This window comes from Sulfurimonas lacustris (assembly GCF_059705355.1).
This window is the reverse complement of sequence record NZ_AP046125.1, coordinates 2,008,543-2,034,715: the sequence shown is the minus strand read 5'-3', so window position 1 is coordinate 2,034,715 and position 26,173 is coordinate 2,008,543. Positions and strand designations below refer to the sequence as shown.

Annotated in this window: 25 protein-coding genes; 22 read left to right on the top strand and 3 right to left on the bottom strand. The window is 40.3% G+C overall.

All coding sequences use genetic code 11. The features are described 5' to 3' along the window. Positions 1 to 5: 5 nt before the first annotated feature. Together AC6H4V_RS10550 and AC6H4V_RS10545 are read left to right on the top strand one after the other, a co-directional pair. Entirely contained in the window at positions 6 to 464 is a 459-nt protein-coding gene (locus tag AC6H4V_RS10550; protein ID WP_428730607.1) for a DUF2780 domain-containing protein, read from the top strand. A 77-nt stretch (positions 465 to 541) separates the two neighbouring features. Next, entirely contained in the window at positions 542 to 1,342 is an 801-nt protein-coding gene (locus AC6H4V_RS10545; protein ID WP_497606803.1) for a J domain-containing protein, read from the top strand. Here AC6H4V_RS10545 and AC6H4V_RS10540 read toward each other — a convergent pair. Both AC6H4V_RS10540 and AC6H4V_RS10535 read right to left on the bottom strand, forming a co-directional pair. Then, positions 1,339 to 2,277 carry a DUF234 domain-containing protein gene (locus tag AC6H4V_RS10540; RefSeq protein WP_497606802.1) on the bottom strand — a complete coding sequence of 313 codons (939 nt, stop codon included), beginning with the start codon at positions 2,275 to 2,277 and terminating at the stop codon, positions 1,339 to 1,341. The two genes, AC6H4V_RS10545 and AC6H4V_RS10540, sit on opposite strands and share 4 nt — an antisense overlap. A 40-nt stretch (positions 2,278 to 2,317) precedes the next feature. Further along, positions 2,318 to 3,589: a Y-family DNA polymerase gene (locus tag AC6H4V_RS10535; protein WP_497606801.1), complete on the bottom strand. Its 1,272-nt coding sequence runs from the start codon at positions 3,587 to 3,589 to the stop codon at positions 2,318 to 2,320. A gap of 117 nt (positions 3,590 to 3,706) precedes the next feature. On the opposite strand from AC6H4V_RS10535, the gene AC6H4V_RS10530 reads away from it, so the two are divergent. The 14 genes from AC6H4V_RS10530 (at position 3,707) to AC6H4V_RS10465 (ending at position 17,105) form a co-directional block, all read left to right on the top strand. Further along, positions 3,707 to 4,177, top strand: a complete 471-nt coding sequence (locus AC6H4V_RS10530) for a hypothetical protein (protein ID WP_497606800.1) — start codon at positions 3,707 to 3,709, stop codon at positions 4,175 to 4,177. Further along, positions 4,170 to 5,015 carry a deoxyribonuclease IV gene (gene nfo, locus AC6H4V_RS10525; protein ID WP_497606799.1) on the top strand — a complete coding sequence of 282 codons (846 nt, stop codon included), beginning with the start codon at positions 4,170 to 4,172 and terminating at the stop codon, positions 5,013 to 5,015. The genes AC6H4V_RS10530 and nfo overlap by 8 nt, the downstream gene beginning before the upstream one ends. Before the next feature lie 40 nt (positions 5,016 to 5,055). Continuing rightward, positions 5,056 to 6,264: an OmpP1/FadL family transporter gene (locus tag AC6H4V_RS10520; RefSeq protein ID WP_497606798.1), complete on the top strand. Its 1,209-nt coding sequence runs from the start codon at positions 5,056 to 5,058 to the stop codon at positions 6,262 to 6,264. Between the two features lie 8 nt (positions 6,265 to 6,272). Then, positions 6,273 to 8,009 carry an ATP-binding protein gene (locus tag AC6H4V_RS10515; RefSeq protein WP_497606797.1) on the top strand — a complete coding sequence of 579 codons (1,737 nt, stop codon included), beginning with the start codon at positions 6,273 to 6,275 and terminating at the stop codon, positions 8,007 to 8,009. Between the two features lie 91 nt (positions 8,010 to 8,100). Beyond that, complete coding sequence (locus AC6H4V_RS10510) at positions 8,101 to 9,969, top strand: sensor domain-containing diguanylate cyclase (protein WP_497606796.1); 1,869 nt, start codon at positions 8,101 to 8,103, stop codon at positions 9,967 to 9,969. Between the two features lie 14 nt (positions 9,970 to 9,983). Continuing rightward, positions 9,984 to 10,337, top strand: coding sequence for a sirohydrochlorin chelatase (locus AC6H4V_RS10505; RefSeq protein WP_497606795.1), 354 nt, complete (start codon positions 9,984 to 9,986; stop codon positions 10,335 to 10,337). A 15-nt stretch (positions 10,338 to 10,352) separates the two neighbouring features. Then, entirely contained in the window at positions 10,353 to 11,603 is a 1,251-nt protein-coding gene (locus tag AC6H4V_RS10500; RefSeq protein WP_497606794.1) for a sensor domain-containing diguanylate cyclase, read from the top strand. Then, positions 11,600 to 12,046: a nucleoside deaminase gene (locus AC6H4V_RS10495; RefSeq protein ID WP_497606793.1), complete on the top strand. Its 447-nt coding sequence runs from the start codon at positions 11,600 to 11,602 to the stop codon at positions 12,044 to 12,046. Before AC6H4V_RS10500 ends, AC6H4V_RS10495 begins: the two co-directional genes overlap by 4 nt. Then, entirely contained in the window at positions 12,046 to 12,306 is a 261-nt protein-coding gene (locus tag AC6H4V_RS10490; protein ID WP_497606792.1) for a metallophosphoesterase, read from the top strand. The genes AC6H4V_RS10495 and AC6H4V_RS10490 overlap by 1 nt, the downstream gene beginning before the upstream one ends. Positions 12,307 to 12,473: 167 nt before the next feature. Then, entirely contained in the window at positions 12,474 to 13,757 is a 1,284-nt protein-coding gene (locus tag AC6H4V_RS10485) for an ATP-binding protein (RefSeq protein WP_497606791.1), read from the top strand. A gap of 30 nt (positions 13,758 to 13,787) precedes the next feature. Further along, a complete protein-coding gene (locus tag AC6H4V_RS10480; protein ID WP_497606790.1) occupies positions 13,788 to 14,981 on the top strand; it encodes a hypothetical protein in 1,194 nt (397 codons plus the stop codon). Positions 14,982 to 14,994: 13 nt separating this feature from the next. Further along, on the top strand, positions 14,995 to 15,552 hold the full coding sequence (locus tag AC6H4V_RS10475; RefSeq protein ID WP_497606789.1) for a YqiA/YcfP family alpha/beta fold hydrolase: 558 nt from the start codon (positions 14,995 to 14,997) through the stop codon (positions 15,550 to 15,552). 4 nt (positions 15,553 to 15,556) lie between these two features. Next, positions 15,557 to 16,366, top strand: a complete 810-nt coding sequence (locus tag AC6H4V_RS10470; RefSeq protein WP_497606788.1) for a hypothetical protein — start codon at positions 15,557 to 15,559, stop codon at positions 16,364 to 16,366. Positions 16,367 to 16,445: 79 nt separating this feature from the next. Further along, positions 16,446 to 17,105, top strand: coding sequence for a response regulator (locus AC6H4V_RS10465; protein ID WP_497606787.1), 660 nt, complete (start codon positions 16,446 to 16,448; stop codon positions 17,103 to 17,105). On the opposite strand, the gene AC6H4V_RS10460 is transcribed toward AC6H4V_RS10465, so the two are convergent. Then, positions 17,102 to 18,880 (bottom strand): 7TM diverse intracellular signaling domain-containing protein, encoded by a 1,779-nt coding sequence (locus AC6H4V_RS10460; protein ID WP_497606786.1) that lies wholly within the window; start codon positions 18,878 to 18,880, stop codon positions 17,102 to 17,104. The genes AC6H4V_RS10465 and AC6H4V_RS10460 overlap by 4 nt on opposite strands. A gap of 107 nt (positions 18,881 to 18,987) precedes the next feature. Between AC6H4V_RS10460 and AC6H4V_RS10455 the strand changes: the two genes are divergently transcribed. The 6 genes from AC6H4V_RS10455 (at position 18,988) to AC6H4V_RS10430 (ending at position 26,102) form a co-directional block, all read left to right on the top strand. Further along, positions 18,988 to 20,973 carry a hypothetical protein gene (locus tag AC6H4V_RS10455; RefSeq protein WP_497606785.1) on the top strand — a complete coding sequence of 662 codons (1,986 nt, stop codon included), beginning with the start codon at positions 18,988 to 18,990 and terminating at the stop codon, positions 20,971 to 20,973. A 63-nt stretch (positions 20,974 to 21,036) separates the two neighbouring features. After that, entirely contained in the window at positions 21,037 to 21,312 is a 276-nt protein-coding gene (locus AC6H4V_RS10450) for a type II toxin-antitoxin system Phd/YefM family antitoxin (RefSeq protein ID WP_428730199.1), read from the top strand. After that, positions 21,313 to 21,603 carry a type II toxin-antitoxin system RelE family toxin gene (locus AC6H4V_RS10445; RefSeq protein ID WP_497606784.1) on the top strand — a complete coding sequence of 97 codons (291 nt, stop codon included), beginning with the start codon at positions 21,313 to 21,315 and terminating at the stop codon, positions 21,601 to 21,603. A 158-nt stretch (positions 21,604 to 21,761) separates the two neighbouring features. Beyond that, positions 21,762 to 22,196: a hypothetical protein gene (locus AC6H4V_RS10440; RefSeq protein ID WP_497606783.1), complete on the top strand. Its 435-nt coding sequence runs from the start codon at positions 21,762 to 21,764 to the stop codon at positions 22,194 to 22,196. Next, on the top strand, positions 22,193 to 25,216 hold the full coding sequence (locus tag AC6H4V_RS10435; RefSeq protein WP_497606782.1) for a WG repeat-containing protein: 3,024 nt from the start codon (positions 22,193 to 22,195) through the stop codon (positions 25,214 to 25,216). The genes AC6H4V_RS10440 and AC6H4V_RS10435 overlap by 4 nt, the downstream gene beginning before the upstream one ends. A 328-nt stretch (positions 25,217 to 25,544) precedes the next feature. Further along, entirely contained in the window at positions 25,545 to 26,102 is a 558-nt protein-coding gene (locus AC6H4V_RS10430; RefSeq protein ID WP_497606781.1) for a coiled-coil domain-containing protein, read from the top strand. Positions 26,103 to 26,173: the final 71 nt, after the last annotated feature.

Below are 26,173 nucleotides of genomic sequence, written 5' to 3'. Positions count from 1 at the left end.
AATTGATGAAAAAGATAGTTGTAAGTACGATAGTAACATTAGGTTTGGTAACACAAGTAGCGGCTTTGGATTTGGGAACAGCTCTTAATGCTGCAGCAGCGGTACAAGGGGCAACAAAAGCGCCTACTTCGCAAACAAACCCGATTTTGGGCTCACTTAGTTCTTTAGGTGTGACGCCGACACAAGCACTTGGCGGAAGTGCAGCGCTTCTTGGTAGTGCAAAAAACAAGATGGAAATGGCAGATTTTGACAAACTTCTCAAAGATGCTCCAGCTTTAGACAATGTTTTGGATGCTAGTTATGCTGTAACGCCTTTGGCAAACAAAACACCTGTTGCAGAACAGTTTAAAGTGCTTGGCATGGATGCTTCTATGATTGCACCTTTTAAAAATACGATTTTAGACTATGCAAAAACAAAGACATCTCCCGCTCTTGTGGATGCTTTAGCAGCAGCGATGCAGTAGTTCTTTTTCTTTCTTCCTTCCTTTTTGGAACTCTATTTGCTTTAAAAGGTAAAATTACTCCAAAAAGGTTAGAATCAATGGAGATTGTTTTACGCAATAATCTTATTCTTATCACGACGGACTTTGATACGCTAAGCACTGCGTGGATGAGGGAGTTTTTGCACCATCATACGCGCGGCATGCTCTTTTTGCCAAAAGCGGTGTTGGTCTTTAGAAACGAGACACTTACAGAGGTAAGAAAAGAGTTTTTGAGACAACTTAGTGAGTACCACGCTGCAAAACACGACTTTTCTCACGAATTTTTCCTACGCTCCATGCTCAAATATGGAAACCAGCCCATCAAGATAGAACTAGACAAACTTCAAGCTCCAGAAACCATTAACGTCAATCTTTATGCTTATGACAAATATACAGTTTTGATGACGCTTGATCGCCCAAACTCGTGGGTTGTCAACTATCTTCGCTCCCAACTTGAAGTCTATGTTCAAAAAGGAACGGATGTCTCTTTAGTGCTTGATGTCTCTGACTATAGAGCAAAAGAGAGGCTAAACAGAGCGCTTAACAAACGCAATATCCTGCACTACCAAATCAACTATACGTATGATAACCGTTTTGTAAGCAAGCTTTATAGCGACCTAGCGCACTACAGTTTTGGCAATCTCTGTAAAGAGGAAGAGGATAGAGAGCGCAACTACTTCTACACGATTTTAGAGTGCCCTATCGGTGCTAGTCAAGATGCATTGCGACAGAACTATAAAAAACTAGCAAAAGCGTACCATCCGGACAAGATAATTCATGAAGCCCCATATATGATAGAACACTATACGCAGAAATTTCAGCTGCTACAAGAGGCATATACCGCACTGCGTGTAAGCTAAAACAGTGGCTCTATAAGGGAGTGTTTTTTTGGATTTTTGAGAAGTGCTTCAAAGTCTTTTGCCCAAAAGAGCGAGAGTTTGCTTCCCTCCTCTTTTAAAAGTTCTTTTGAAAATCCTCGTTTGGAAAAGAGGATGATTTTTGCAGGCTCAATCCCCAGTTTTTCGCACTTTTCCGCTACCCTATGAAGTTCGCTTTTGTTGATTTTATGGTTTGTCCATTTGCATTCGGCAACATAAATCTTCTCATCTTTCGTAACAGTTAAGATATCTATCTCCACATTTGCATCCCAGTAGCTTCCTGAACTAAGGATTTGGGTATCTCTGAGGTAGTAGTTGAGAAGGATTTCGGAGAGTTCTTCAAAAACTAAACTAGTATAGCTGTTTTGTCGCAACGCAAAATCTCTGAAAAATTCTTCATACTCGCCAAGCTCGATTTTTCTTGCGTGCGGAGCGATGAAGTAGAACCAAAATCTTATAAAAGGGTATGTAAAGAGGACTTTATGCGAGATTCTGTAACGTGCGATTTCTCTTTTTAGTTTGCCTTTTGGATTTAAGCTTCGTGCAGGCTCTTCTCTGGAAAACTCAAGTTGAATCAACCCTTTTTGCACAAGATAGTTGAGCGCACTTCCGCCGTTTGCGTTGTTAAGACCTGCTCTGTTAAAAGCTGAGAAGATTTTTCTATCTCCGACTGCAAGAGCTTTTAGTAGTCTTTGACACTCACTGCTTGCAAGCGTAAGCTCTTTTATCTTTTGATGAAGTGTTTTGTAGTTTTCAAGGATATGCTCTTTTATAAGAAACTCTATCTCTTTAGCAGTGTCTATCTCCAGTCCAAGCCCGCCAAACAGGGCAAAGTACTCGATTTGCTTCTCCATATCTTCAGGAAAGTTGCGTGCATAAAAAGAGCGAAACTGCTCCAAGAGTTTTGTTTTTTGCATGAGTTGATTTTAACATAATATTTTGAGTTTTGTAAGAACTCTACAATTCACTTCCCCATTGCAACATATCAATGCCGTATTTTTGACGTATGTCGTGGATGTGAAGTGTGAGTTTGTGCATCTTTTGCTCCTCTCCAAACCCGATAAGCGAGAGTTCTTTTTTGGAGTCTCTTGTAAAACTAGTACAGTTTATGCTGATGCGCACAACGTGAAGTCGCCTGTGAACGTCCGCTTCGCAAAAAAGTTCTTGACATAAGATGTTGAACTTCTGCTCGGTAAAGATTTCGCATAAACTTCGATTTGCATGTGATTTTTGGTGCATCTCATAAGCGAGAGAGAGATGAAAAACGGTCGGAATCACTTTGAGCTTTAGGATGGCAAAAGCAAGATGGCGTGCCAAAATATGTACTCTTCGCCTTAGTTCGCTCCTCTCATAAAGCGGGTCAAAAGTGCGTGAGATACCGATGCTTTTTCTTGTCTGTTTTGTCTCTATCTCATCATCGCTAACTCCGCAAACTCTGGCGTAAAGCCCTTTTGCATAAGGACCCCATGACTCCAACGTTCCTCTTCTTTTCATAAGTTCGCCAAGCGTATGGATTTGTGCACTTTTAAGTTTTTCTTGCATGCTTTTTCCGATTCCTGCAAATGCGCCGACGGGAATATCTTTTATGAAGTTCTCCAGTTCATGCTCATAGACGACTTTACAGCCAAATGGTTTGGCATAAGTCGTTGCAAGTTTTGCGATATAGCGAGTTTTTGCTGCACCGATGGAGACGGGAAGTTGTGTGGCTTTTTTTATCTCAAAGCGCAAATCATCGATAAATCTAGGAATATCTTCATCATCCACCCAGCCGCCTAAATCGCCGTAAAACTCATCTATACTTGCTTGCTCAACCAGCGGGATTCTCTTTTGCAAAAACAGATGAAGTTCATGTGAGAGTTTTTGATAAAGCGACATGTTAGGTGCTTTAATGATAAGGTGCGGACAGAGCGTCAGCGCCTCTCTAATGGTCATGGCAGTCTTTACCCCAAAAGAGCGAGCCTCATAGCTTGAGGTCGTAAGTATGCCTCGTACACGTCCATCTTCATCCATAAAAGAGGCTATGTCGTCATCCTTCTCTTCATACGTTTTGTAAAAAGTAGGCACAAAAGAGCCGGAGTTCTCAAAGTTTACGCTCTGCTTTTTTGCATCTTTGTTAAAGATTTTCGTATCGCTACGTCCGCCGATAGCAACAGGCTTACCCTCTAAAAACGGCTCTTTAATCCGTGCGGCACTGACAAAAAAACAGTCTATATCTATATGTATCTTCATAAACGCAATTTTAGGATAATTTGCAAATTGATATGAAAAATATGGCAAATTGCAAAGAAAAGTATTTTTAGCATGCTTGTTATAGGTTGGCAATAAATAGTCGCTATAATTTCACTTATGAAATATATAGCACTTATCTTAGCTCTTTTTTTGAGCGCATGTAGTACCAAAACTTATGAGCGTACGCAGACAAAAATCATCACTATCAAATCTCCAAAGATAAAATTTTCTGATGTCGGGTATCTTAGAAACAGTGACAAATCGCTGGAACTGGAGCTTTTTGTGGCGGGTAAATGTATAGAGCGCATAGCTATCAACCATCTCGTTTGTGTGAGTGATGGGTGCAAGAGCAAGAGTGCTTTCAATGAAGAGTACTTGAGTGGCTTTTACCCTGAAGATACTATGCAAAATCTTCTTCTCGCCCACCCTATCTATGATGGAAAAAATATGCAAAAAACGGCGGATGGGTTTGAACAGAAGATTCAAGATAGCAAGGTGGATATCAGCTACAAAGTGAGTGCACATGCTGTTTTGTTTAAAGACAGAACAAATGGGATTATTTTTAGTATAAAGGATTTGGATGAGTAAATTTGTAGGTGCGCATGTAAGTGCTAGCGGTGGGGTTTTCAATGCGGTGCAAAACGCCCAAAACATCGGAGCTAAAGCGTTTGCTCTCTTTACAAAAAACCAGAGACAGTGGGCTGCAAAACCGCTTGATGATGAGACTGTAGATAAGTTTAAAAATGCACTTAGCGCAAGCGGGATTTTGCCTCGTCACATCCTTCCACATGACTCCTACCTTATCAACCTCGGTCATCCTGAAGAAGAGGCAAGAACAAAATCGATGGATGCTTTTTTGGATGAGGTGCAGAGATGTGAGCTTTTGGGGCTTGAGAAGCTCAACTTTCACCCTGGAAGCCATCTGGGCAAGATAAGTGAGGATGAGTGTTTAGAGAGAATCGCTGATGCCATAAACAAAACCATAGCGCAGACAAATGGTGTAAAAATGGTCATCGAAAACACCGCAGGGCAGGGAAGCAACCTTGGTTGGAGGTTTGAACATCTGGCGCAAATCATCGACAAAGTAGAGGACAAAAACCGTGTGGGTGTCTGCATCGACACTTGCCATATGTTTAGTGCAGGGTATGATATACGAACAAGAGAAGCGTATGACAAAAGTTGGGCAGAGTTTGACAAAATCGTCGGTTTTAACTACCTTATGGGGATGCACATCAACGACTCAAAGGCAAAATTCGGCTCTCATGTGGACAGACACCACTCACTGGGCAAAGGCGAGATAGGGCTTGATGCTTTTAAATTTATCATGAATGATGAACGCATGGATGACATCCCGCTGATTTTAGAGACGATTGACGAGAGTATCTGGGCGGATGAGATTGCGCTGCTTTACTCTTTTATAAAATAAGTTTGTGTAAAATCGACCAACATAAAAAAAGGGGTTTGGTATGAAAAGTCTTGTTTTATTGTCGTTGGCGGCTTGTGCTCTGTTTGCGGGAGGGTACAAAATCCCTGAGACTTCACTAAACTCGGTAGCTTTGAGTGCTGCCACTGTTGCGCACTCAAATGGAGCGGACGGCGCGTACTACAACCCTGCAAATATGATTTTTATGAAAAATGAGAATGTTTTGGAGGCAAATCTGCTCTATATCGGCTTAAGTGATGTGGAGTACAAAAGTGCGGCAACAACCATAAATGCCAAGAGAGAGGATTTTATCGTTCCATCGCTTCATTATGTCTCGCAAGATGTAAACGGCATGCGTTTTGGGCTAAGTGTGGTCTCTCCTGCGGGGCTTTCCAAAAGATGGAACTCTGCGCCTGCCATCTACACTGCTGAGGAATTTACGCTTCAAACAGTTGAGATAAACCCTACGGTTGCGTTTAAAATCAACGAAAAAACAGGCGTTGCTTTGGGTGTAAGAGCTATTTACAGCGAGGGGGTTGTAAAAAGCACTTCGCCCATCGCATCACGTGACATGGATGGAGATTCTCTTGACTTTGGGTATAACCTCGCACTCGCCTATAAGCCTACTTCCGAACTTGAGCTTGCACTCGCTTACCGTTCTAATGTGGATTTAAGCGTTAAGGGCAATGCGCTGCTCTCTTATACCGGTACACTAGGAGGCAGTGTTCCTCTTGGTACTTATACTTCAAGCAGCAGTGCCTCAGTAAGTGTTCCCGTGCCTGCACTCTTCAATGCCGCAATCGCCTACACATTTGCAACTAAAACGACTTTGGAGTTTGTCTATGAGAAAAACTTTTGGTCAGAGTACAAAGAGCTTGATTTTAACTACGGCTCTAGCGTACATCCTGTGACAAATGTCGTTTTTGGAACGCCAATCGCCAAAAACTGGAAAGATACAAATGCCTTTCGCTTTGGCGTAACACAAAAGCTTGATGCGCTTACACTTATGGGCGGTGTGGTTATAGATGAGTCACCAGTACCAGAGGCAACGCTTGTTTTTGAACTGCCAGACAGCGACTCGGTGTCGGTGTCGCTTGGGGTAAGATACCGGATAAATGAGAAGCTAAACGTAGGCTTAGCCGCACTCTACTCCATGAGAGAAGAGAGAGAAGTCACAAACAGCTCGCTTAACGGCGAATTTTCAAACGCGAATGTGCTGATAATAGCATCAGCATTAGAATATAGATTTTAAGGACTTATTTGGAAACGTTAATCAATTTTTTAGAAGCAAAAGAGATAGAAAAATCGTCGATTTTTGCACAGCTCAAGTGTAGTAAAACAGAGGCGCAACTGTTGCAGTCTTTGGCAAAAAGGTATGTTACGGGTGAAGATGATGTAGTAGTTTTTGACCTGCTCAAAGAGATTTATGGAGAGAAAAAGTACGAGGGCATCAAACATCTTGAAGAGGTAAGGCTTCTTTTGGAGCTTGGATGGCTTCATCAGCAGAGTTTTGCACCCATCAAAATCTCTGAAGTGACACCGCTAGAACTATTAAACAGTGCCGTTGGGCTTTCTCCGTCGTTTTTAAAACTCTTGCAAGACGGTGCGGCTGAGAGTGAACTTCCAGACATCAAGCCTTACAGCGACCACTTAGAGTATCTGCAAGACCAGTTTTTGCGTATAGAACTCTACCAAAAGATGAGCGCAATCCGCCACAATGTCCATGAACACTCTCTAGGCATCGACCAAGCGCATACAAAACTCAAAATCCTTGAAAAGCGCATAGAAGAGAGGGTGGAGCAGACAACGGGCAAGCTTGTACTCGATAAATTTTTCAAACAAAAAAAGATGAGTGCAAAAGAGCAGGTGATTTTTCTTGCACTTTTGCGTGAGGAGTACAGTGCGACAGATGCGTCACTACGGGAGATGAACACGCTTATAGAGCTTATCTCTTTTGATGAGTATGAGCGCATCAAAAACCGTTCGCTTTTGGAGGATGGCTCTAGTCTCATAAATGACGGGATTATCGACTATGAGGAGATGCTTAACCCTTTTGGAGGGATTTCACGGTCGTTTTACATTGTTGATGAGGTCTTGCAAAACATCATCCATCCGCAAAAAAACAAAAAAGTGCGCCGCATAAAGCTAAATTCACTCATAGAAGAGCAAGATATTTTTGAGCTTGTTGACCCTGAAACATCGCTCAGTGATGTGGTTTTGGCAAAAGAGACAGAAGATACGCTTCAAAACCTGATGCGCCAGCTTGACAAAGAGGTAGTTCATAGACTTGTGGAGTGGGGCATCAAAGATAAAAAGAGTGGCATTGATGCAAGAATCATCTTTTACGGCGCGGCGGGAACGGGTAAAACCATGACGGCGTACTCTCTTGCAAAATCACTCAAACGCCAAGTTTTGGCATTTGACTGCTCCAAAATCCTCTCCATGTATGTCGGCGAGAGCGAAAAAAATGTGCGTAAGATTTTTGACACTTTTTATGATTTATGCGAAAAAACAAAGTCGGAACCTATTCTTCTGCTCAATGAAGCAGACCAGTTTTTGGGCGCACGCTCAAGCGGAGGCGTGAGCGGAGCTGACCAGATGCACAACCAGATGCAAAATATCTTCTTAGAGCAGATAGAGAAGTTCAAAGGCGTACTTATCGCCACGACAAACCTGCTTGAGAACATCGACAAGGCATTTTCAAGACGTTTTAACTATAAGATAGAGTTCAAAAAACCAAACAAAGAGCAACGTCTCTCCCTTTGGAAAAAGATGCTTCCAAAAAATGCTCCGTATGAAGAGGGTTTTGATGCGCATGAACTTGCAGAATACTCACTCACAGGTGGGCAGATAAACCTTGTCATCAAAAACACGGCATACAGAGTTGCCATAAGAGAAGAGCCGCTCTTTAGCCTTGAAGATTTTAAAGAAGAGATAAAAAGAGAGCGAGACGCAAGTTTTGACAGTGAAAAATCGATGGGATTTTTAAATAAATAACACTTTTTGTTTATTATTTCTCTTGTATTAGTATAAATTAATCTAATATGCACTACAGTTAGAGTATATAGGGATATGGAGGAAGTTACAAATGTTGAGCAGTTTGAGTGTCAAGAACAAGACAATGCTTTTTGTTTCATCGGTTTTACTGCTTTTTGCTGCTGTTGTTTCTCTTTTTATCTATGTGCAGCAGGAGAAGAGAGTAGCAAATCTACAAGACGCTTACCATCAACATTTTCTCCAATCTTACGACAAAATCATCCTCAAACATAAAGAGTTTTACGAAAACAGAGTAAGGGCAAATATTGCTTCTGGCGGTATAAAAGATGCATTGGAAAAAAAAGATAGAAAGATGCTGTTTGAACTCTCTAAGGGGCGATGGGAGACGCTAAGAAAAGAGAACAAATTTTTAGAGGTAATGCATTTTCATCTCTACGATGGCACCTCTTTTTTGCGTATGCATGAGGAGCACAAATTTGGCGACACCATAGCCAATTACCGACCTATGATAGCGCAGTTACATAAAAAACAAGAGCCTGCTTATGGTTTTGAGGCGGGAGTTTACAGTTTTTCTTACAGAGTGGCGCTGCCAGTTTTTAAAGAGGGCAAGTACCTAGGCGCGCTTGAGTTTGGCTCACGACCTGAGCATATTCTCTCTGAGATGGAGTTTTTTTATGACCTCAAAGGGGCGGTTTTTGTCAAAAAAAATCCTATCTCTCTTAAAAAAGAAGCGGAGAAGTTTTCTATAGGAGAGTTCTCTTTGCTTTATGAAAATCTTGGCAATCAAGCCCTTTTACAGAGCATAAGAAAAAACTACACGTTTAAAGATAATCAAAAAATTGTTTTGGATAAGAAAGAGTATATTCTTTACAGCATCGATTTGCTTGATTTTGAAAAAAAACCAGCTGGAAAAGTACTTTTTTTCAACGATATAACAGAGATGCAACAAGAGTTTTATGAGACACTCAAGCAGGTGTTTACCTTTTTGGCACTTTTGCTCATAACGCTTCTTTTTGTGATTCACTATGGGTTTGAAAAAATCATCACTATTTTGGAGACGACCAATAAAAAACTTGAAACAAACCATAAAAAGATGCAAAACTATCTTGAGCTTATCGACAAAAACATCATCACTTCCAACACCGACTTAGAGGGGAACATAACCTACGCTTCTGAGGCTTTGTGCCGTATCTCTGGGTATGCAAAAGAGGAGCTTTTTGGGCAAAAACATAACATCTTGCGCCATAAAGATATGCCAAATAGTTTGTATGAAAATCTTTGGGATTCGCTTCAAAAAGAGGGGTTTTTTAAAGGCGATATCAAAAACCGCGCGAAAGATGGTGAGAGCTACTGGATAGAAACGACCATCTACTCGCTTTATGATGAAAACAGTCTGCACATCGGATATACTTCAGTGGCAAGAGATATCACTGATAGAAAGAGGGTGGAGGAGATTTCCATAACAGACGCACTGACAAAGCTCCACAACAGAGGCTATTTTGATACAGTGTGTCAAAGAGTACTCGATGAGGCAAAGCGCGCTGATGGGTTCTTTGCTTTTATGATTATAGATATTGACTTTTTTAAAGAGTACAACGACACCTACGGGCATCAAGAGGGTGATAGGGTGCTAAGGGAAGTTGCCCAGTGCATCAAAGACTCCTTGAAACGTCCAAGCGATTATGCGTTTAGGATTGGCGGGGAGGAGTTTGGCGTACTCCTAAAACCAGAGGATACATCGGGTGCACTTAAGTTGGCGCAAAAGATTCAAAGAGGTATTGGCGCGCTTCAAATAGAGCATAGAAGAAGTAGCGCTTCACCATTTGTTACCATTTCTCTTGGTATAGTTGCAAAAAAAGCAAAAGAGATAAGCAGCTGCGAGGTACTTTACAAAGAGGCAGATGATCTGCTCTACCGCGCAAAAGCCAACGGTCGCAACAGCGTCTCTTCAAACATATAGACAAAGGTAAGCAGATGAACGGATACATACTACTCTCTCATGGAAGTAAAGTAAAAGCTTCCAACGAGGCAAGTTTTGAGGTTTTAGAGAAGTTAAGAGGCAAGATAGAGCATATAGAGTTAGCGTTTTTAGAGCTTGCCGAACCAGACTTTGAGAGTGCCGTGTGTGTGCTCAAAGAGAGCGGTGTCAGCTCCATAAAAGTGCTTCCTCTCTTTTTAGCCCCCGGTAAACATGTCAGAGAAGATGTCCCCGCTTTGCGTGAGATGTGTGTGCAGAAGTACGAAGTTGAGATAACGGTTTTAGAGCACATTGGCGCAAATGATGGGTATATTAAACTCATAGAGGCTATATTGCTTGACAATGAATAGTAAAGCAGCTCGCATATGCATATAGATCAAGAGCAATTATCTCTCAATGATTATGAACTTGCTATTTTTGAGCACTCCTATAATTCCGTTGTGATTACAACCCCTTCTTTAGAGGGGGAGCATCCTAAGATTCTCTATGTCAATGGCGCTTTTACCCAAATGAGCGGTTATACAAAAGAGGAGATTGTAGGGAAAACTCCAAGAATTTTGCAGGGCGAAAAAACGGATAGAGAAGTTTTGCAAAGGCTCAAAGAGTGCTTAAAAAACGAGGAGTATTTTGAGGGCAAAGCCATCAACTATACCAAAGATGGCAAAGAGTACTGGGTTGAGTGGAACATCTCACCCGTTTATGATAACAAACACCACCTTATCGCCTTTGTCTCACTTCAAAAAGATATATCCGTGGCGCATAAACTCCTTAATCACATCAAACTTTTTCAAAAAGCCATAGATCAAAATCATGATGCTATTGCGCTCTTTAACGCCAAAGGAGAGTACATATATATCAATGACTCCTACGCCCTAAGAACAGGCTATGGCATGGCAGAACTTATGGGACAAAATCCGAGAATACTCAAATCTGGTTATCATGATGAGGGTTTTTACAAAAATCTATGGCAGAAGCTCTACAGCAAAATATCTTTTGAGACTATCTTTTGCAACAAAAATGCTGAGGGGCTATTTTACTACGAAAAGCAGACCATAACGCCAATCGTAGAGGATGAAAATCTTATCGGTTTTGTTACAATCGGTAAAAATTACGACTTAGAACAAGAGCAAAATGAACAGTTGCGAGAGGATGCTTTTGTAGATGGTTTGACACAGCTCTTCAACAAAAAAGCTTTTGATGCAAAGTTTAAAAATGCGATAAATAGCTACTCAAACCAAGAGAAGATATTTTGTATGATGTTTATAGACTTGGATAATTTTAAGCAGGTAAACGACACGATGGGACATGATAGAGGCGATAACGCTCTTAAAGAATCTGCCCATTTTTTGAGAGAAAATATCAGAAAAAGCGATGATATTTTTAGATTTGGTGGCGATGAGTTTATCGTTTTGCTCTATGCTACAAAACAAGAGGATGCTTCTATTCTTTGCCAAAAACTAGAAAATCTCTTCTTAAAATCTCCCATGGCAAGCAACTATAATATAGGTATAAGCATAGGCTATAAAGAGTACAGAGGCGAAGATGCTGCACTCTTTTTTCAAGAGACAGACAAAGAGATGTATAGAAAAAAAAGAGAAAAAAAGTCAAAATCATGATAAACAGATTTATGCAAAAGGCTATCAAAGAGGCGTTTGGAGGCATAGAAAAAAACCACGGTGGACCTTTTGGAGCAGTGATAACTCAAAATGGAAAAATCATCGCAAAAGCGCATAACACAGTTCTACGCTCAAACGACCCCACTGCCCACGCTGAAGTAAATGCCATACGCAAAGCCTCCAAAAAACTCTCTACATTTGACTTAAGCGGATGCGAAATCTACACAACATGCATGCCATGCCCCATGTGTCTGGGCGCTATAAAATGGGCAAATATCAAAACTGTTTTTTACGGCGCCTCAAGCAAAGACGCAGACGCCATTGGCTTTAGAGATGAAGATTTTTACGAAAAAGAGTTTTTGGAGTTCAAGCAGATAGAGAGGGCGGAGTGTTTAAAACCTTTTGTTGCGTGGAGTGCAAAAGAGGATAGGGTTACCTACTGATGATGCACTATGCTATCGGCGATGTTCACGGCGAGTACGATACTCTTATGCTTTTGGTTGCACAACTTTCAAAAGATGCAAAGCTCATCTTTGTGGGCGATCTGATAGACAGAGGCACAAAATCCAAAGAGGTCATAGAGTTTGTGCGGCAAAACAACCACCTCTGCGTGCTTGGCAATCATGAAGAGTTGATGTTAACGTATGGAGAGAGTTTTATAAAAAGCTATCCAAACTCTCTCAATCCATCTTTTTTGACATAGACACAGGATGCTATGTCAAAAAAGATGGCTATGGGATGTTAAGTGCCTTTTGCGTAGAGACGCAAGAGGTTGTGAGTGTGGGCAGAGTACAGTAAGCCTATTCAAAAGTAGTCCATTTCCTTTTTTATTTATCTTGATTAAAGAAGAAAACACATATAATCTTCTTTATGAAAAAGAAAGAACAACTAAAGCAAATTATCAGAGATTTTCATTTAAGTGCTGATTTTGATGTAAAACCTCGTACTTTACAACCGCCTTTTTATACAAAAAAGATAATAACCCTTATCGGTGTAAGAAGATGTGGAAAGAGTTCAATTTTGTATCATATGATTAACGAGCTTTGCAAGAGAGTTGACAAAACAAAAATACTATTTTTAAACTTTGAAGATGAAAGGTTGGAGTTAAATAGTGATGAGCTGGATTTGATACTGCAAAGCTACATGGAGCTTTATCCCGAACAAAATTTAAGTGAATGTTACCTGTTTTTTGATGAGATTCAAAATGTAGCTAACTGGGAAAAATTTATCAGAAGAGTTTATGATACAGTCACTAAAAATATTTTCATAACCGGCTCAAACTCAAAACTGCTTAGCAGTGAGATAGCTACAAGTTTAAGAGGTAGAACTTTGTCATTTGAAGTTTTTCCGTTATCTTTTAAAGAGTATCTCTCATTTAAAGGTATTGAAATTGATTTGTATTCGTCTCGTAGTTTAGCCCATATAAAAAATGCACAAGGAGCATTTTTAAAAAATGGTTCTTTTCCTGAAACTCTGTTTTTAGATGAAATCTATGCAACACAAACACTTCAAGAGTATTTTAATGTTCTTTTGTATAAAGATTTAGCCCAGCGATATAACATCACAAATACCGTTGCGCTAAAATTCTTTTTAAAGCGAGTTATCGCAACTGCAACCAAACAAATATCGATAAACAAAATATACAATGAGCTAAAATCAAGTGGAATTAAAATAGGTAAAAATACCTTATATGATTTTTTGGATTATGTACAAAATATCTATTTGGCTCTTACTCTGCAAAAATATGATACATCGCTTGTTAACAAAGAACTTGGCGAGAAAAAAATATATAGCATAGATATAGGACTTAACAATGCTATGGAGTTTAGATTTTCAGATAATATCGGTAAAGCATTGGAAAATGCCGTGTTTTTAGAACTCAAAAGAAATAACAATGAAATTTATTATTATAAATCTGCTAAAAGTGAATGTGATTTTGTAATATCAACTAAAGGGAAAATTACCCATGCTCTTCAAGTAACCTATGATATGAGTGATGTTGATACAAAAGAACGAGAGATAAAAGGTCTCCTTGAAGCTTGTCAAAACTTTGATTTGAGAGTTGCTACCATAGTAACTTATGATAGTGAAGATGAATTTGAGATAGAGGGTATAAAAATCAATTTAATACCGTTTTACAAGTGGGTAAATTGAGGTTAAAATAAAGCTGGTGGAGCGCTGCTAATGTTTAAAAAATTTACAGACCTGTTTAAAAGAGGAAATTTGCCAGATGACACACACACTGTGCCAAACTGGCTCAAGATAAAAAACGCCCAATTTAGCGGAGTTGATGTTTCAAAAAACAGTGTGGATGAGATAGTAAAACTTACAAGCGATGAGTTTAACGAGTTGGTTTCTAGTAGTGACAACGGGCTTTTGTTTACATACTTGGCAACTTTGAGCAAAAAAGAGCTTGAGAGGTTTTATGACTATAACGACAGAGTTGTCAAACTAGCCGAGGGTGCCGAAATATCCGCAAGAGAGCAGTTTGAGGGCGCAATGGCAGGTGTAGATGTGAAGCAAATAACAAATGAGCAAAGAGCAAGAGCGACTTTGGAAATGCCACTGATGATAAGCTTTGCGAAGCATATCTACCATAGGATAACCGATTTTATGGAGTACGCAAGAGCGGATTATTTTGACTTTGAAAATGAAACATTTCGGATGTACGAGGGGCATCTCTCAAATATTATATGGGATGAGATGAAGTATATTCCAAACCATTTTGAGCAGGTGCTTGAGCATTTCCAAGGCTTTTATGATGAGAACAACGAAGAGCATAGAGCCTTCTTTGCACACCTCTGCCAACGCTTTGGACTTCTTATCGCCACGCTAAACAGGCTTGTCGTTATGACAGAAAACAGAGATAGTTCGCTTAACTGGTTCACCGGTAAAATGATAGAGTATGATTTGGTGGGCGATGCAGAAATCTCGGTTAGCCAAAGCAAAACACTCACAACTGACAAAAAACTCATCAACTTTCTCACACTTATGTTTGCGGGGATTTGTGATGAAAATGAGGATAACTACCTTTTAAATCTCATCAATGTAGTTGAAACGCTCTTTGAGTGGTACCCAGTAAACCGCACAGCTTGCGAATACGCCATGGTGGAGATGATGAAAAGCGTAGCACTCAAAAAAGTAAATATTGAAAATGCCAACGCTTTTTTGAGCTTTTTTGAGGAGCTTCCAAGGTTTTATGAGGTGCTTAGTTTTGGGAAAATCATGGAGTTAAAAGAGCTGGTAAACCAAACTTTGGCTACCTACAAACCCCAAGACAACGAGATATTTGAGAGCAAAGAGGTAAAAAACAAACTTATACTTTTGAACTATTTTGTTGATATGGAAGATTTGTATTATGAATCTGGTAAAAAATAACAAGGAGAGCAGAATGATAATCTACATACACGGTTTTGGCGGAAGCGGCGAGGGGAATAAGGCACGTGCTTTTAGGGAGTATTTTAGAGCCAAAGGCGTAGGATTTATCGCCCCCACGCTCTCTTACAACCCAGAACTTGCCATAAAGACGCTTGATGAGCTTATCGACTCTTACAAAGAGGATGTTTATCTTATCGGCGCATCGCTTGGAGGGTTTTACACGCTCTATCTCTCCCAAAAAAAGTCCGTCAAAAAAGCGGTGGTTATCAACCCATCTATCACACCGTGGAGTACTTTGCAAAGAGCGGTGGGGTATGCTCCAAATTTTTATGATGAGAGTTGCTACAAGTGGTGCGAAACCCATCTTGAGATACTGAAAAACTATGAGACAAAAGAACTTGAGCGAGAAAAACTCTTTCTTTTACTGCAAAAAGGCGATGAACTTTTAAACCCAGAGGACGCACTTGTAAAACTTGAGGGATGCAAAATGGTCGTAGAAGAGGGCGGCAACCACGGCTTTGATGGCATAGAGAGACATTTTGAAGAGATAGAAAAGTTTTTGAAGAGTTGATGCGATGTTTACAGACAGAGACACTCTTAAAAAACGAGCCATTGTTCATGAAAACGGCGATACATTTTTCTATGACGATGACATAAAATATCTCTTTAGCGATATAACCTCACACTATCATCAAGAGACGCTTCACTATACAAACAGCGTCTATCAGGGGACTTCACTTCTGTTTACTGTTACCTTTTTAGACATAGAGAAGCCCTACCGCATAGAGATAGACAGCAACAAAGAGGCTAAGTATAAGAGCGTCTATCTCCTCTCTTTTGCCATAGCAGCTTACAGAGCAAAGATGCTGCGCAAGGCATTTGAAGAGGGGTGTGAAGTGCGTTTTGCGACTTTAGATATTTTTAGTATCGTTATAAAAAACGGCGATATGTTTTTGGAGTACCAAAACAAAACCCCCATCAAAATAGAAAAAATCCTTCAAAGCCACGACAAAAAAGAGTTAGAGTTTATAGCGCAAGAGACAAAAGAGCACATAAATCTCAACTCCATCTCAGACAAGATGCTCTTTTTAGAACTTTGCTCCAAGGTCGTCCCACTAGAAGAAAAACCTCTTGATATTTTCCAAAAAGCCCTGCAAGCCATAACACCCATAGCCACAAAACTCTACCTTCTCTACATCGCCACCTTTGGTACAGCTTACTTTTTTGGGCGCTTTTGCTGTGAAGATATACTAGTAAACGGCTGGAGCGAGACAGGAGGCATCTTGCTCATCTTTACGGCGATAATGTACACACTTATGCACTTTTTTGTCGTGCCTCATGAGATAAAAAAGAGAGAGAAGGAGATGGATAATCTCGTTGATTGAGTTTAGTATAAATACAATATAACGCAAAATATAACGCTTCTAAGTTATACTTTTCTCATTTCAAGCTAAGAGAGTACAGATGTTAAATGTATTGATAATCGAAGATAATCCCATTATTGCGATGGACGTTAAAAGTATCGTCGATGAGATGGAGGGTTTTGTCGGGTATATTGTCTCTGATATGCCCTCTGCTCTAAAGCTAGCCGATAAGCGTCCCATCCATCTCGTTATATCTGATATCGAGATTAAAGGTTCGGCGGATGGTATTGAAACTGCAAAAACGCTCCAGACGCTCTATCTCACTCCTGTTTTATTTCTTACTTCATACCACGATGAGGCAACACTTGAGCGTGCCGCCCAAGTCGATTTTTCAGGGTACTTGCTAAAACCGTTCAACGAAGATGAGCTTATAGCGGGGCTAAGGCTGTGCGCTCTAAAAATCAAAATGCGCCAATTTCCGAGTGAAATCGGTGCGGAGTACAGATATGATTTGAAGATGCAGCAGCTGTTTTACCGTGATGAGCCGATACTTCTTACCGCCAAAGAGCATCAACTTTTTCTACTATTGCTTCACTCGCGTGGACGTATCGTTCCTTTTGCCTACATAGATGATGTTGTCTGGTGCAATCAGCCCGTTAGCGATACTTCACGCCGACAACTTTTTCACCGTCTTAGAGCAAAGGTAGAAAATCTATCATTTCAAAGCGTCAAATACGGCGGGTATATGCTCGAAAATTAACTCCATAGCAGAGTAAAGCAGCTCCCTTTATCTGTTTTTACGCTCATCGTTCCCCTTAGCTCCTCTTCAACAAGTCTGCGAATCAAGCTCAAGCCAAACGAGTGTTCGCAAGCGTCATAGTCAAATCCTTTTCCGTCATCGCACAAAGACAAAATAACCTCCCCATCATCATGAACCAGAGATATGACGATATGTCCATCTTTACCATCAAATGCGTATTTCATAGCGTTGGTAACAAGTTCATTGATGATAATACCGCAATAAAGTGCTTGTTCGATTTTGATAGGTGCTTCTCCTTTGACCGATACGGTTATATTTTGAGAGGCAAAGCTTTTTTGGATTTCGCCTACCAAATCGTGAATATATGGAGATGCTTCAAGATGAGAAAGGTTTTGCTGTGCATAAAGTATCTCATGAATCTTCCCAATAGAGAGGATGTTTTGCTCCGCCTCTTTGAGCAGGATACGCCCCTCTGGCGTGAGATGTTTTTTGAGTTTGAGGCGATAGAGCGAGACGATAAACTGAAGATTGTTTTTGACCCGATGGTGAAGTTCTCGGATGAGAACTTGTTTGGTGCTAAGCGCCACCGCAAGCGCTTTTGTATGGTTTAGCTTTTTAGCAAGAACAATGGAGAAAAGCAGTGCCTCAAATGTGATGGAAATCTCATAAAAGTACCAGTATTTGCCATCGCTGAGATATATCCCCATGTTGTAGAGCAAAAAGAAAAATTGACCCAGCGCATTGACGCCCCAGCCTATCAAAAAGTAGAGACTGTTTTGGCGCTTTTTTATAAAAAGAAAGAGTGCGACGCAGAAGATAAAAGCCGTAGCAAACAACCCTGCATAAATAAGCATATCAAGAAGATAAAACGCATCGCAGGAGAGAACCATAAGTAAAACAGCGACGGCGATTTGTCCTTTGAGCATCAAATCAATTTTGGCAAACTCTTTTATTGACATAAACTCACGCACAAACAACAAGGTAAATATAAGAGCAAACCCGATGTAGTAAATGCCAAGATATGCGTCTGTTTTAATGATGTTTGGCAATTCTTCTGCGGTGTAAAAAAGCCCAAGTAGATGCAGATTCATCCCCGTGTAGGAGAGATGATTGTAAGTGATAAAAAAAGTGGCAAGCACATAAAAAAGATAAACTCTCTCTAGCGTAAACAAAAACAGAATCAGATTGTAGATGATAAGCGTAGCCAATGCGGCAAGAGCGGCACCTTGAATCAGCTGTTGCGTGAGCGATTTTTGCCACACCATGTCTTTTGTGCTTAGATGCAGATGAAAGTTGGTACTGCATGAGTTGGAGAGCACTCTTAGATGATAAGTCTGTGAGCTGTTGGGCTGCAACACAACAGGAAAATAAAAATCCAAAATCCCCTCAAAGATGGGAAGAGACAACAAACCCGCACTTTGAGTGTTCCCATCTGATGCGTAAAGAGTAATAGAGTCAAGTATGGGGTTGTCGATGTGAAGTACCCTCTCTATGGGTTTGTCGGAACTGTTTTTGAGGCTAAAGCGCACCCAGAGAGCTTCGTTTGTCGTGTAACCGTTGTTGATGTAGGAGTGTGTAAATGCGCTAAAGTGTTCAGCATGCAAAAGCAGTGCATCAAAGCTCTGTTTCGCACCTTCGTCTATAAAAATCTCAGAGTTTTCAAGCAGTGAAACATCCGCCTCATTGGGGTAAATGTCGATGGTTTTTGCGTTGGCAAAAAAGCCTAAAAAAAGAGACAACAGCAGTGAGCAAAAGAGTTGAGTTCCAAATTTCATACCGTAATAGTAGCAATTTTTTTATAAAAAACTGAAAATTACAAAATATAACGCTAAATATAACGATGATGCCTTAGACTAAAAAAAAGAGTTTAAAGGATAAAAATATGAAAAAAAATAGATTAAAGATTTCCATAGCGGCATCACTGCTGCTTATATCCTCACATCTTGCCGCCGCATCTATGGATGGGCTGGGGGATTTGGCTGGTGGAGATTTCTACAGTTGGGCTAGTGGTGTAAGTGCAGATGGAAGTGTGGTTGTTGGAGAAAGTGAATCAGCCAATGGTGGCGAAGCATTTCGCTGGACACAAGCTGACGGTATGGTAGGTCTTGGGGATTTAGCCGGTGGAAGTTTCAGCAGTTGGGCTAGTGCAGTCAATGCAGATGGAAGTGTAGTAGTTGGAAGAGGTAGCTCAGCAAGTGGTTACGAAGCATTTCGCTGGACACAAGCTGACGGTATGGTAGGTCTTGGGGATTTGGTCGGCGGAGGTTTTTATAGTTCTGCTAATGGTGTAAGTGCAGATGGAAGCGTGGTTGTTGGAGATGGTACATCCGCTAATGGTAATGAAGCATTCCGCTGGACACAAGCCGGCGGTATGGTTGGTCTTGGGGATTTAGCCGGTGGAGGTTTCGACAGTTGGGCTAGTGCAGCCAATGCAGATGGAAGTGTGGTTGTTGGAAAAGGTTACTCAGCAAGTGGTTACGAAGCATTTCGCTGGACACAAGCCGGTGGCATGGTGGGACTTGGAGACTTGGCTGGTGGAGGTTTTCATAGTTTTGCTTATGATGTAAGTGCCGATGGAAGTGTGGTTGTTGGAGGTAGTACATCCGCTAATGGTGGTGAAGCATTCCGCTGGACACAAGCCGGCGGTATGGTTGGTCTGGGGGATTTAGTCGGCGGAAGTTTTAATAGTTTTGCTAATAGTGTAAGTGCAGATGGAAGTGTAGTAGTTGGAGGAGGTAGCTCAGCTAATGGATGGGAAGCATTTCGCTGGACACAAGAAAAAGGGATGCAGTCTTTGGGCGAGTGGCTTATAGAGGGTGGTTATACTCTCACAGGCTGGAGTGATACAGAAGCTTATGGCGTCAGCGCCGATGGAAATGTGGTGGTTGGGAGCGGCTACTCTGCAAATGGCTATGAAGCATTTATAGCACGAGGCGGCAGCGGACTTTTGGGGCTTAACACACTTGCAAACTCTTTGGCAAGTGTGAGCAACATCGCAACGCAAGGGGAACTTTTGGCACAAACGGCACTGCACGGGGCACACGGACACCCTGGAGCCAACAGAGCCATAGACGATAAGTACTTTATGTGGCTCGCTGGAGACTACGCACATGACAACAGATATGACTCCAAAGACGACTTTTATCTCGCCGAAGTCGGAGTAGGTTACAGCTATAACAAAGATATAAAATACTCCATAGCCTATGGAAGAACCAGTGGAGAGAGCGACCTTTTGTATGATGGTAAAAATGAGGCAGAGGGTTACTATGTAGCACTTGACACGGATATAAAGCTCCCCGTTTCAATCCCACTTTACGCAACACTTACATATCTTTATGGAAAAAATGATTTGGACTTAAAAAGAGGCTACGAAAATGCGGGAACACTGGATGCCTCTTATGCCAACGCCAACCAGAGCATCCAAGCTTTTAAAGCAAGACTGCAATGGCATGCACTCCAAGAGTGGCTTCTCCCTTATGTAGAGTACAACCATGCCAAAATCAAAACAGACGCCTACACCGAAACAAGCGGAGGATTTCCTGCCCATTTCGATGCCAACAACGAGAGTATTACCGATTACCGCTACGGCTTTGACTCCAACTTTAAACTCAATGAAAACAACAAAATCATCACTACTTTAGAGGGTATCCACCGCAAAGACACCCAAGCAAGTAGCATCAGTGGAGAACTAATCGGTTTACAGGCATTTACTATGAACGCTCAAAACTACGACCAAAACTGGATGAGAGCAACCGTTGGCGTTGAGAGCATATTTGACATAGGAAGATTCACACTAACGCTAAACAGCACAACAAAAGGCGCCGACCCACAATTCTGGGGCGGAGTGAACTATACTGTAGGGTTTTAAAAGAGATAAATTAGAAAGTATGCAGTATAATACATAAAATTTTATGTATTAAGAGGAGTTTTTATGGTAGCTTACAAAAGAGATGAGATAATCTCTGCAAGTGATGTTGCAAGAGGTTTTTCTGCCATTTTAAACAATATTATAAACCATACAAATGAGAGGCTTGCTATATCAAAAAATAACAAGCTAGAAGCAGTAATCCTAGATATAGAAGAGTATGAAAAGCTTCAGAGGGTTTATGATATGTTTGAAGAAAATGAGATAAAACAGATGCTGGCACAAAGGTCTAAAGAGGAGCTGGAGGTGTCACATTCAAAAGTTATCTCTATAGAAGTGTAGATGAAAAAAGAGCTAAAACTTACTTACTTGAAAAAATCTAAAAAATTTCTGGATAAACACAGGGGAGTGCTTAGCGAGAGTGAAGTAGATATATTGATTGTCAAGTTTATCAAAAGTAAATTTTACAATATTGAGCAAAATGTTGACTATAAGCCCTTGCAAGGCTATGTTGGAGACTTTTATAGAATCAGAAAAGGCAACATTAGAATCATTGTGCAAGTTATCAACGATGAGATAATTATTGAAGCGATTATCGAAGATATAGGTTTTAGAGGAGATGTTTATAAATAGTTGCGAATTTAGCAATATACAAAAAATGTTACTTTTTACTATTTTGCAAACACTTAAACATAAATATTTGCAAATAATTTTAGTAGTGTAGGTTAAAATAGCGATATTTGTAAAAGAAGTAAAAGTGTGGAACTAGTAATGTAAACAAGGAGTTAAATATGGTTGAGTGGATAAGTGCGAGTGCAAATGTAGGTATGTTATTTGTAACATTAAGATTAGCGAAGATTGCATCAAAAGCATTGGGGCAAATCAAAGAGATGAAAAGACAAAATCAAAATGAAGCTATAAATCAGCTCTATACTAGAATGTTTGAGATACAAAGCCTTCTAGTCAATGCAACGATAAATAAAGATTTTTTTAAGCCTGACGAGAGTAGATATGAAGAATTTGAAGTATATGCCCAAATGTATGCCGATTTTTTAGAGCAAATTATGCTACAAAAAAATCAGCTAGATGGCGAAAATAATATTTGGGAAAAATATGTAGATGATATTTTAGAAAAAAATATTTATGTTAAAAAATATATAAAAGAGCATCTAAAGTTGTATAGCAAAAGTTTGACTGATAAATTAACGAAAGAGGAAAGCAAATGAAAAAAATAGTAATAACATTATTATCACTTGCTGCATCACTGTATGCAAAACCCTTTGTACAGTGCGCAAACAATCAATGTGGCTTGATGGACAGTGAGGGATTTTGGATCGTAGAGCCAAAGTATGAACATATCAGTTACAACCCAGAGGGATTGTCCAGCTTTCTTGAAAAGGATCAATATGGCTATTTGGATGAGAGTGGAAAAGTTGTCATCCGTCCTCAAGAGAGCAATATTTACAGATTTGCTCAAAACGGTCTAGCAAAGTTTAAGAAAAACAATAAATGGGGTGTGACAGACAAAAAGTTTGGGACCATCGTCCCTGCCAAATATGAATTTCTCACAGACTATGCCCAAAACGGTTTAGCAGCGGCAAAGCTAGAGGGTAAGTACGGGTTTATCGATAGCAAAGGAGCCGTCATCATACCTTTCAAATACACCTTTGCCGCTTCATTTGCACCCAATGGCTTAGCCGTTGTAGAACAAGATGGTTTGTACGGCTATATCGATGCGCATGATAATATGGTCATAAAACCTCAGTTTAAAAGAGCCGATACCTTCTCCCAGAATGGCTTGGCATTGGTTTATAAAGACGGGCAGCTTGGCTTTATAAACGTCAAAGGTGAAGTAGCTATAGAATTTCAAAAAAATAAGATGGAACCTTTCACCCAAAACTCCTTATCGTTAATCCAAAAAGATGGAAAATATGGCTTTATGGACTCACATGGCAAGATTGTCATTCCTGCTATTTACGACTATGCTCAGAGCTTTATGCCAAACGGACTTGCCATCGTTCAAAAAGAGGGAAAATACGGTGTCATCGACAGCAATGGCGCATTTAAAATCAAACCAGAATTTACTAAAATTGATAATCCTTTAGATAATTATAGCTTGGCTTTGAAACATGAAAGCAGAGGCTGGGAAGTTTACGATATGGTAAGCGGAAAAATCATCGCTACTTTCAAAGCGGATGAAAAAGGTGTCAAGTATGAAATCAGCAATGCAAACGGCGAAGTCATCTGGCCGAAAAATGCACAAACAGTTGCAGTGACAAGCCAATCTCCAAATATAGTCAAAAAAGCTCCTGAAGCTGTTGTGGAAAAACCAAAAAAGGATATTACAAAACCTCTCAAACAAGAACCAGTTGCAACTGAAAGTAAACCTAAAATTAAAGAAACACGCACGTCTAAACCTCTTGGTAAAGCAGAGGATAAACCTTTTGTTTACTGCCCTGATAAATGTGGCGTTATGTCTAGTTTGGGTTACTGGCTTATAGAACCAACTTATGAAAGCTTTACAAATTTTAATCCCAAAAATGCGCTTCAGCCTATCAAACAAAATGGCAAGTTTGGATTTGTAGACAACAAAGGTGCATTGGTCACTCCTGCTAGATTTGAAACACTCAATTCCACATGTGAAAATGGATTAACGCCTATCAAAGAAAACGGTAAGTGGGGTTTTATCGATACTACAGGAAAAACCGTTATACCCGCTGAGTTTGAGTGGGTGTCTTGTCCCTCTTCAAATGGAATGATAATGGTGCAATTAAATCAAAAAGACGGCTACATCAACACGCAAGGAAAGTGGCTCATCCCTGCTCAATTTGAATCTGCTTCTGGCTTTAAAGGTGAATTAGCCGAGGTCAAACAAAACGGTAAATGGGGCTTTATCAACACCAAAGGTCAGTTTGTTATCCCTGCTGAATTTGAAAGTGCTTCTGGTTTTGAAGGTGAATTAGCCGAGGTCAAACAAAACGGTAAATGGGGCTTTATCAACACCAAAGGTCAGTTTGTTATCCCTGCTCAATTTGAAAGTACTTTTAGTTTTAAAGGTGAATTAGCATCAGTCAAACAAAATAGTAAATGGGGTTTCATTAATACTAAAGGTCAGGTTGTTATCCCTGCTCAATTTGAAGATGCTTATAGTTTTAATGGTGAATTAGCATTAGTCAAACAATATGGTAAATATGGCTACATCAACACCAAAGGTCAGTTTGTTATCCCTGCTCAATTTGAATTTGCTTCTAACTTTAGTGGTGAACTAGCCAATGTCCAACAAAATGGTAAATATGGCTACATCAACACCAAAGGTCAGTTTGTTATCCCTGCTCAATTTGAAGATGCTTCTGGCTTTAGTGATGGGATAGCACGAGTCAAACAAAATGGCAAATGGGGCTTTATCAACCCTAAAGGCACCTTTATATTACCCGCAGAATTCACAACTGCGAATCAATACTCTGGTGACATATGGGGTCTACAGCATAGCACGAAAGGTTGGGCTGTGTATGATGTTCGGTTGGCTAAAATTGTAGCAACCTATAGAAAAGAGGGAAGCTGTGGTGTGAAAAATGAAGTACGTAATGCTGAAGATAAGACAATTTGGCCTAAAAATCATGATGAGCTGTGCCGACAAGAAGTCGATAGAGAGAATAGAGAATATGATCTAAAAAAAGCACGCATCAAAAAAGATTTGGCAGGAAAAGTAGTAGGCTCGATCAAAGCCGAAGCTGTCAAATTTTACAACGCCTACGTCTGTAACACCAAAGAAGATTTGTTCGAAGGATTAAGTGCAAAAGAGAGAAATAATGCGTATGATAAAATCTTGTTAAACATATTGGATTGTGAGTACAAATCTGATCGTGTTACAACTGAAGGTCACTCTGTAGAACTAAGTACCTCTTCATGGGGTGATATTGCTAAAATCACCGATGGAGAAGTCACGGTTTATGTAAAAAAATCAGACCTTTCAATAGAATCACAACTCCCAAAAAGTAAAAGCTCGCATCATGGAAGAGCTACCGTAACTTTTTTCAAAGAGCAAGATTATAAAGCACCTGTCGGCGGAACACAATTTTACAGTGTAGGATGCAGCGATGGAACGGGTGGGGTTGTCTCCTTGGGCGATGTTGGAAAAAATTATGGCAGTATTTGCGGCAGTAATACACAAAAAGGTTTTAATCAATGCAAACCACGAGATAATTGGTCTTTATCTTTGGCTGCTCAGGCTTTGTGTGAAAATTAAACGCTATGTCCGCAAACTCCCTCATCAACTCTCGATAAATCGCTACACCGTTTATATGAGTGGGCGATAGCGCATGGTTTGAATGTGCTGTCTGTGATAGTCTTAGTTGAGAGGTTGCGAGAAAAATAAAAATGATACTATTTTAACAGCTTTTGCGGATTTTAAAAGTAAAGGGTTATGATGAAACTGGGAATGATGATAGTGATGAGTGTGGTAGCCGTGATGGGACTTCACGCGCAAACACAAAGCTTCGATCAGATATGGGGGGGCATCAGCGGAGTTTAAACACTATAAAAGCCTTATCGAAAAAAAACAGATCACGGAAGCGATGAGCTATAAACTAGCAACCCGTCCACGGTTTACAAAAGAGTACATGAGGGATTATCTCAATGATTTTAAACCCCAAAACCAAGCAGAGTACACACGCTACATAGAGCAACTCCCCTCACATCTTATCGAGATACTCAAAACGTTTCACATCCAATCAAAATCGTATATCGCAGCACTCGATGCGCAACAAAAACATCAATTTGTAAAGCACCTCTACCATTTTATAGAGAGCTACAAAAAAGAAGACGGCAAAACAACCAAAAGGGTTGGTTACCTGATCAAATTTGTCCCCCAAATCGCTCAAGCCCCTTTTATCCCCATTATGCGATCGATGGCAACCCATGCCGACACTGAAGCGGCAAAAACGCCTGAGCAGAAGCAGAAGGAATATGATGACTATATGGCAGCAATTAAAAAAGAGATTGAGGCTACAGATAAAAGAATTGAGGCTAATAAAAAAGAGATTGAGGCTAATAAAAAAGAGATTGAGGCTAATAAAAAAGAGATTGAGATCTGGAACAGAATCATCAAAGATTTAAATGCATTGCCGTTTTAATATCCCATGAACGACGATCTTAAACACGAAGGCAGTTGACTGAACATTTGAACTTTGGGTAGAGAGGCTAG

What these genes read in the sequence shown, in the direction of transcription:
- AC6H4V_RS10550 (WP_428730607.1), top strand. Translation starts at nt 6, where the DNA reads ATGAAAAAGATAGTTGTAAGTACGATAGTAACATTAGGTTTGGTAACA.
- AC6H4V_RS10545 (WP_497606803.1), top strand. Translation starts at nt 542, where the DNA reads ATGGAGATTGTTTTACGCAATAATCTTATTCTTATCACGACGGACTTT.
- AC6H4V_RS10540 (WP_497606802.1), bottom strand. Translation starts at nt 2,277, where the DNA reads ATGCAAAAAACAAAACTCTTGGAGCAGTTTCGCTCTTTTTATGCACGC.
- AC6H4V_RS10535 (WP_497606801.1), bottom strand. Translation starts at nt 3,589, where the DNA reads ATGAAGATACATATAGATATAGACTGTTTTTTTGTCAGTGCCGCACGG.
- AC6H4V_RS10530 (WP_497606800.1), top strand. Translation starts at nt 3,707, where the DNA reads ATGAAATATATAGCACTTATCTTAGCTCTTTTTTTGAGCGCATGTAGT.
- nfo (WP_497606799.1), top strand. Translation starts at nt 4,170, where the DNA reads ATGAGTAAATTTGTAGGTGCGCATGTAAGTGCTAGCGGTGGGGTTTTC.
- AC6H4V_RS10520 (WP_497606798.1), top strand. Translation starts at nt 5,056, where the DNA reads ATGAAAAGTCTTGTTTTATTGTCGTTGGCGGCTTGTGCTCTGTTTGCG.
- AC6H4V_RS10510 (WP_497606796.1), top strand. Translation starts at nt 8,101, where the DNA reads ATGTTGAGCAGTTTGAGTGTCAAGAACAAGACAATGCTTTTTGTTTCA.
- AC6H4V_RS10505 (WP_497606795.1), top strand. Translation starts at nt 9,984, where the DNA reads ATGAACGGATACATACTACTCTCTCATGGAAGTAAAGTAAAAGCTTCC.
- AC6H4V_RS10500 (WP_497606794.1), top strand. Translation starts at nt 10,353, where the DNA reads ATGCATATAGATCAAGAGCAATTATCTCTCAATGATTATGAACTTGCT.
- AC6H4V_RS10495 (WP_497606793.1), top strand. Translation starts at nt 11,600, where the DNA reads ATGATAAACAGATTTATGCAAAAGGCTATCAAAGAGGCGTTTGGAGGC.
- AC6H4V_RS10490 (WP_497606792.1), top strand. Translation starts at nt 12,046, where the DNA reads ATGATGCACTATGCTATCGGCGATGTTCACGGCGAGTACGATACTCTT.
- AC6H4V_RS10485 (WP_497606791.1), top strand. Translation starts at nt 12,474, where the DNA reads ATGAAAAAGAAAGAACAACTAAAGCAAATTATCAGAGATTTTCATTTA.
- AC6H4V_RS10480 (WP_497606790.1), top strand. Translation starts at nt 13,788, where the DNA reads ATGTTTAAAAAATTTACAGACCTGTTTAAAAGAGGAAATTTGCCAGAT.
- AC6H4V_RS10475 (WP_497606789.1), top strand. Translation starts at nt 14,995, where the DNA reads ATGATAATCTACATACACGGTTTTGGCGGAAGCGGCGAGGGGAATAAG.
- AC6H4V_RS10470 (WP_497606788.1), top strand. Translation starts at nt 15,557, where the DNA reads ATGTTTACAGACAGAGACACTCTTAAAAAACGAGCCATTGTTCATGAA.
- AC6H4V_RS10465 (WP_497606787.1), top strand. Translation starts at nt 16,446, where the DNA reads ATGTTAAATGTATTGATAATCGAAGATAATCCCATTATTGCGATGGAC.
- AC6H4V_RS10460 (WP_497606786.1), bottom strand. Translation starts at nt 18,880, where the DNA reads ATGAAATTTGGAACTCAACTCTTTTGCTCACTGCTGTTGTCTCTTTTT.
- AC6H4V_RS10455 (WP_497606785.1), top strand. Translation starts at nt 18,988, where the DNA reads ATGAAAAAAAATAGATTAAAGATTTCCATAGCGGCATCACTGCTGCTT.
- AC6H4V_RS10450 (WP_428730199.1), top strand. Translation starts at nt 21,037, where the DNA reads ATGGTAGCTTACAAAAGAGATGAGATAATCTCTGCAAGTGATGTTGCA.
- AC6H4V_RS10445 (WP_497606784.1), top strand. Translation starts at nt 21,313, where the DNA reads ATGAAAAAAGAGCTAAAACTTACTTACTTGAAAAAATCTAAAAAATTT.
- AC6H4V_RS10440 (WP_497606783.1), top strand. Translation starts at nt 21,762, where the DNA reads ATGGTTGAGTGGATAAGTGCGAGTGCAAATGTAGGTATGTTATTTGTA.
- AC6H4V_RS10435 (WP_497606782.1), top strand. Translation starts at nt 22,193, where the DNA reads ATGAAAAAAATAGTAATAACATTATTATCACTTGCTGCATCACTGTAT.
- AC6H4V_RS10430 (WP_497606781.1), top strand. Translation starts at nt 25,545, where the DNA reads ATGAGCTATAAACTAGCAACCCGTCCACGGTTTACAAAAGAGTACATG.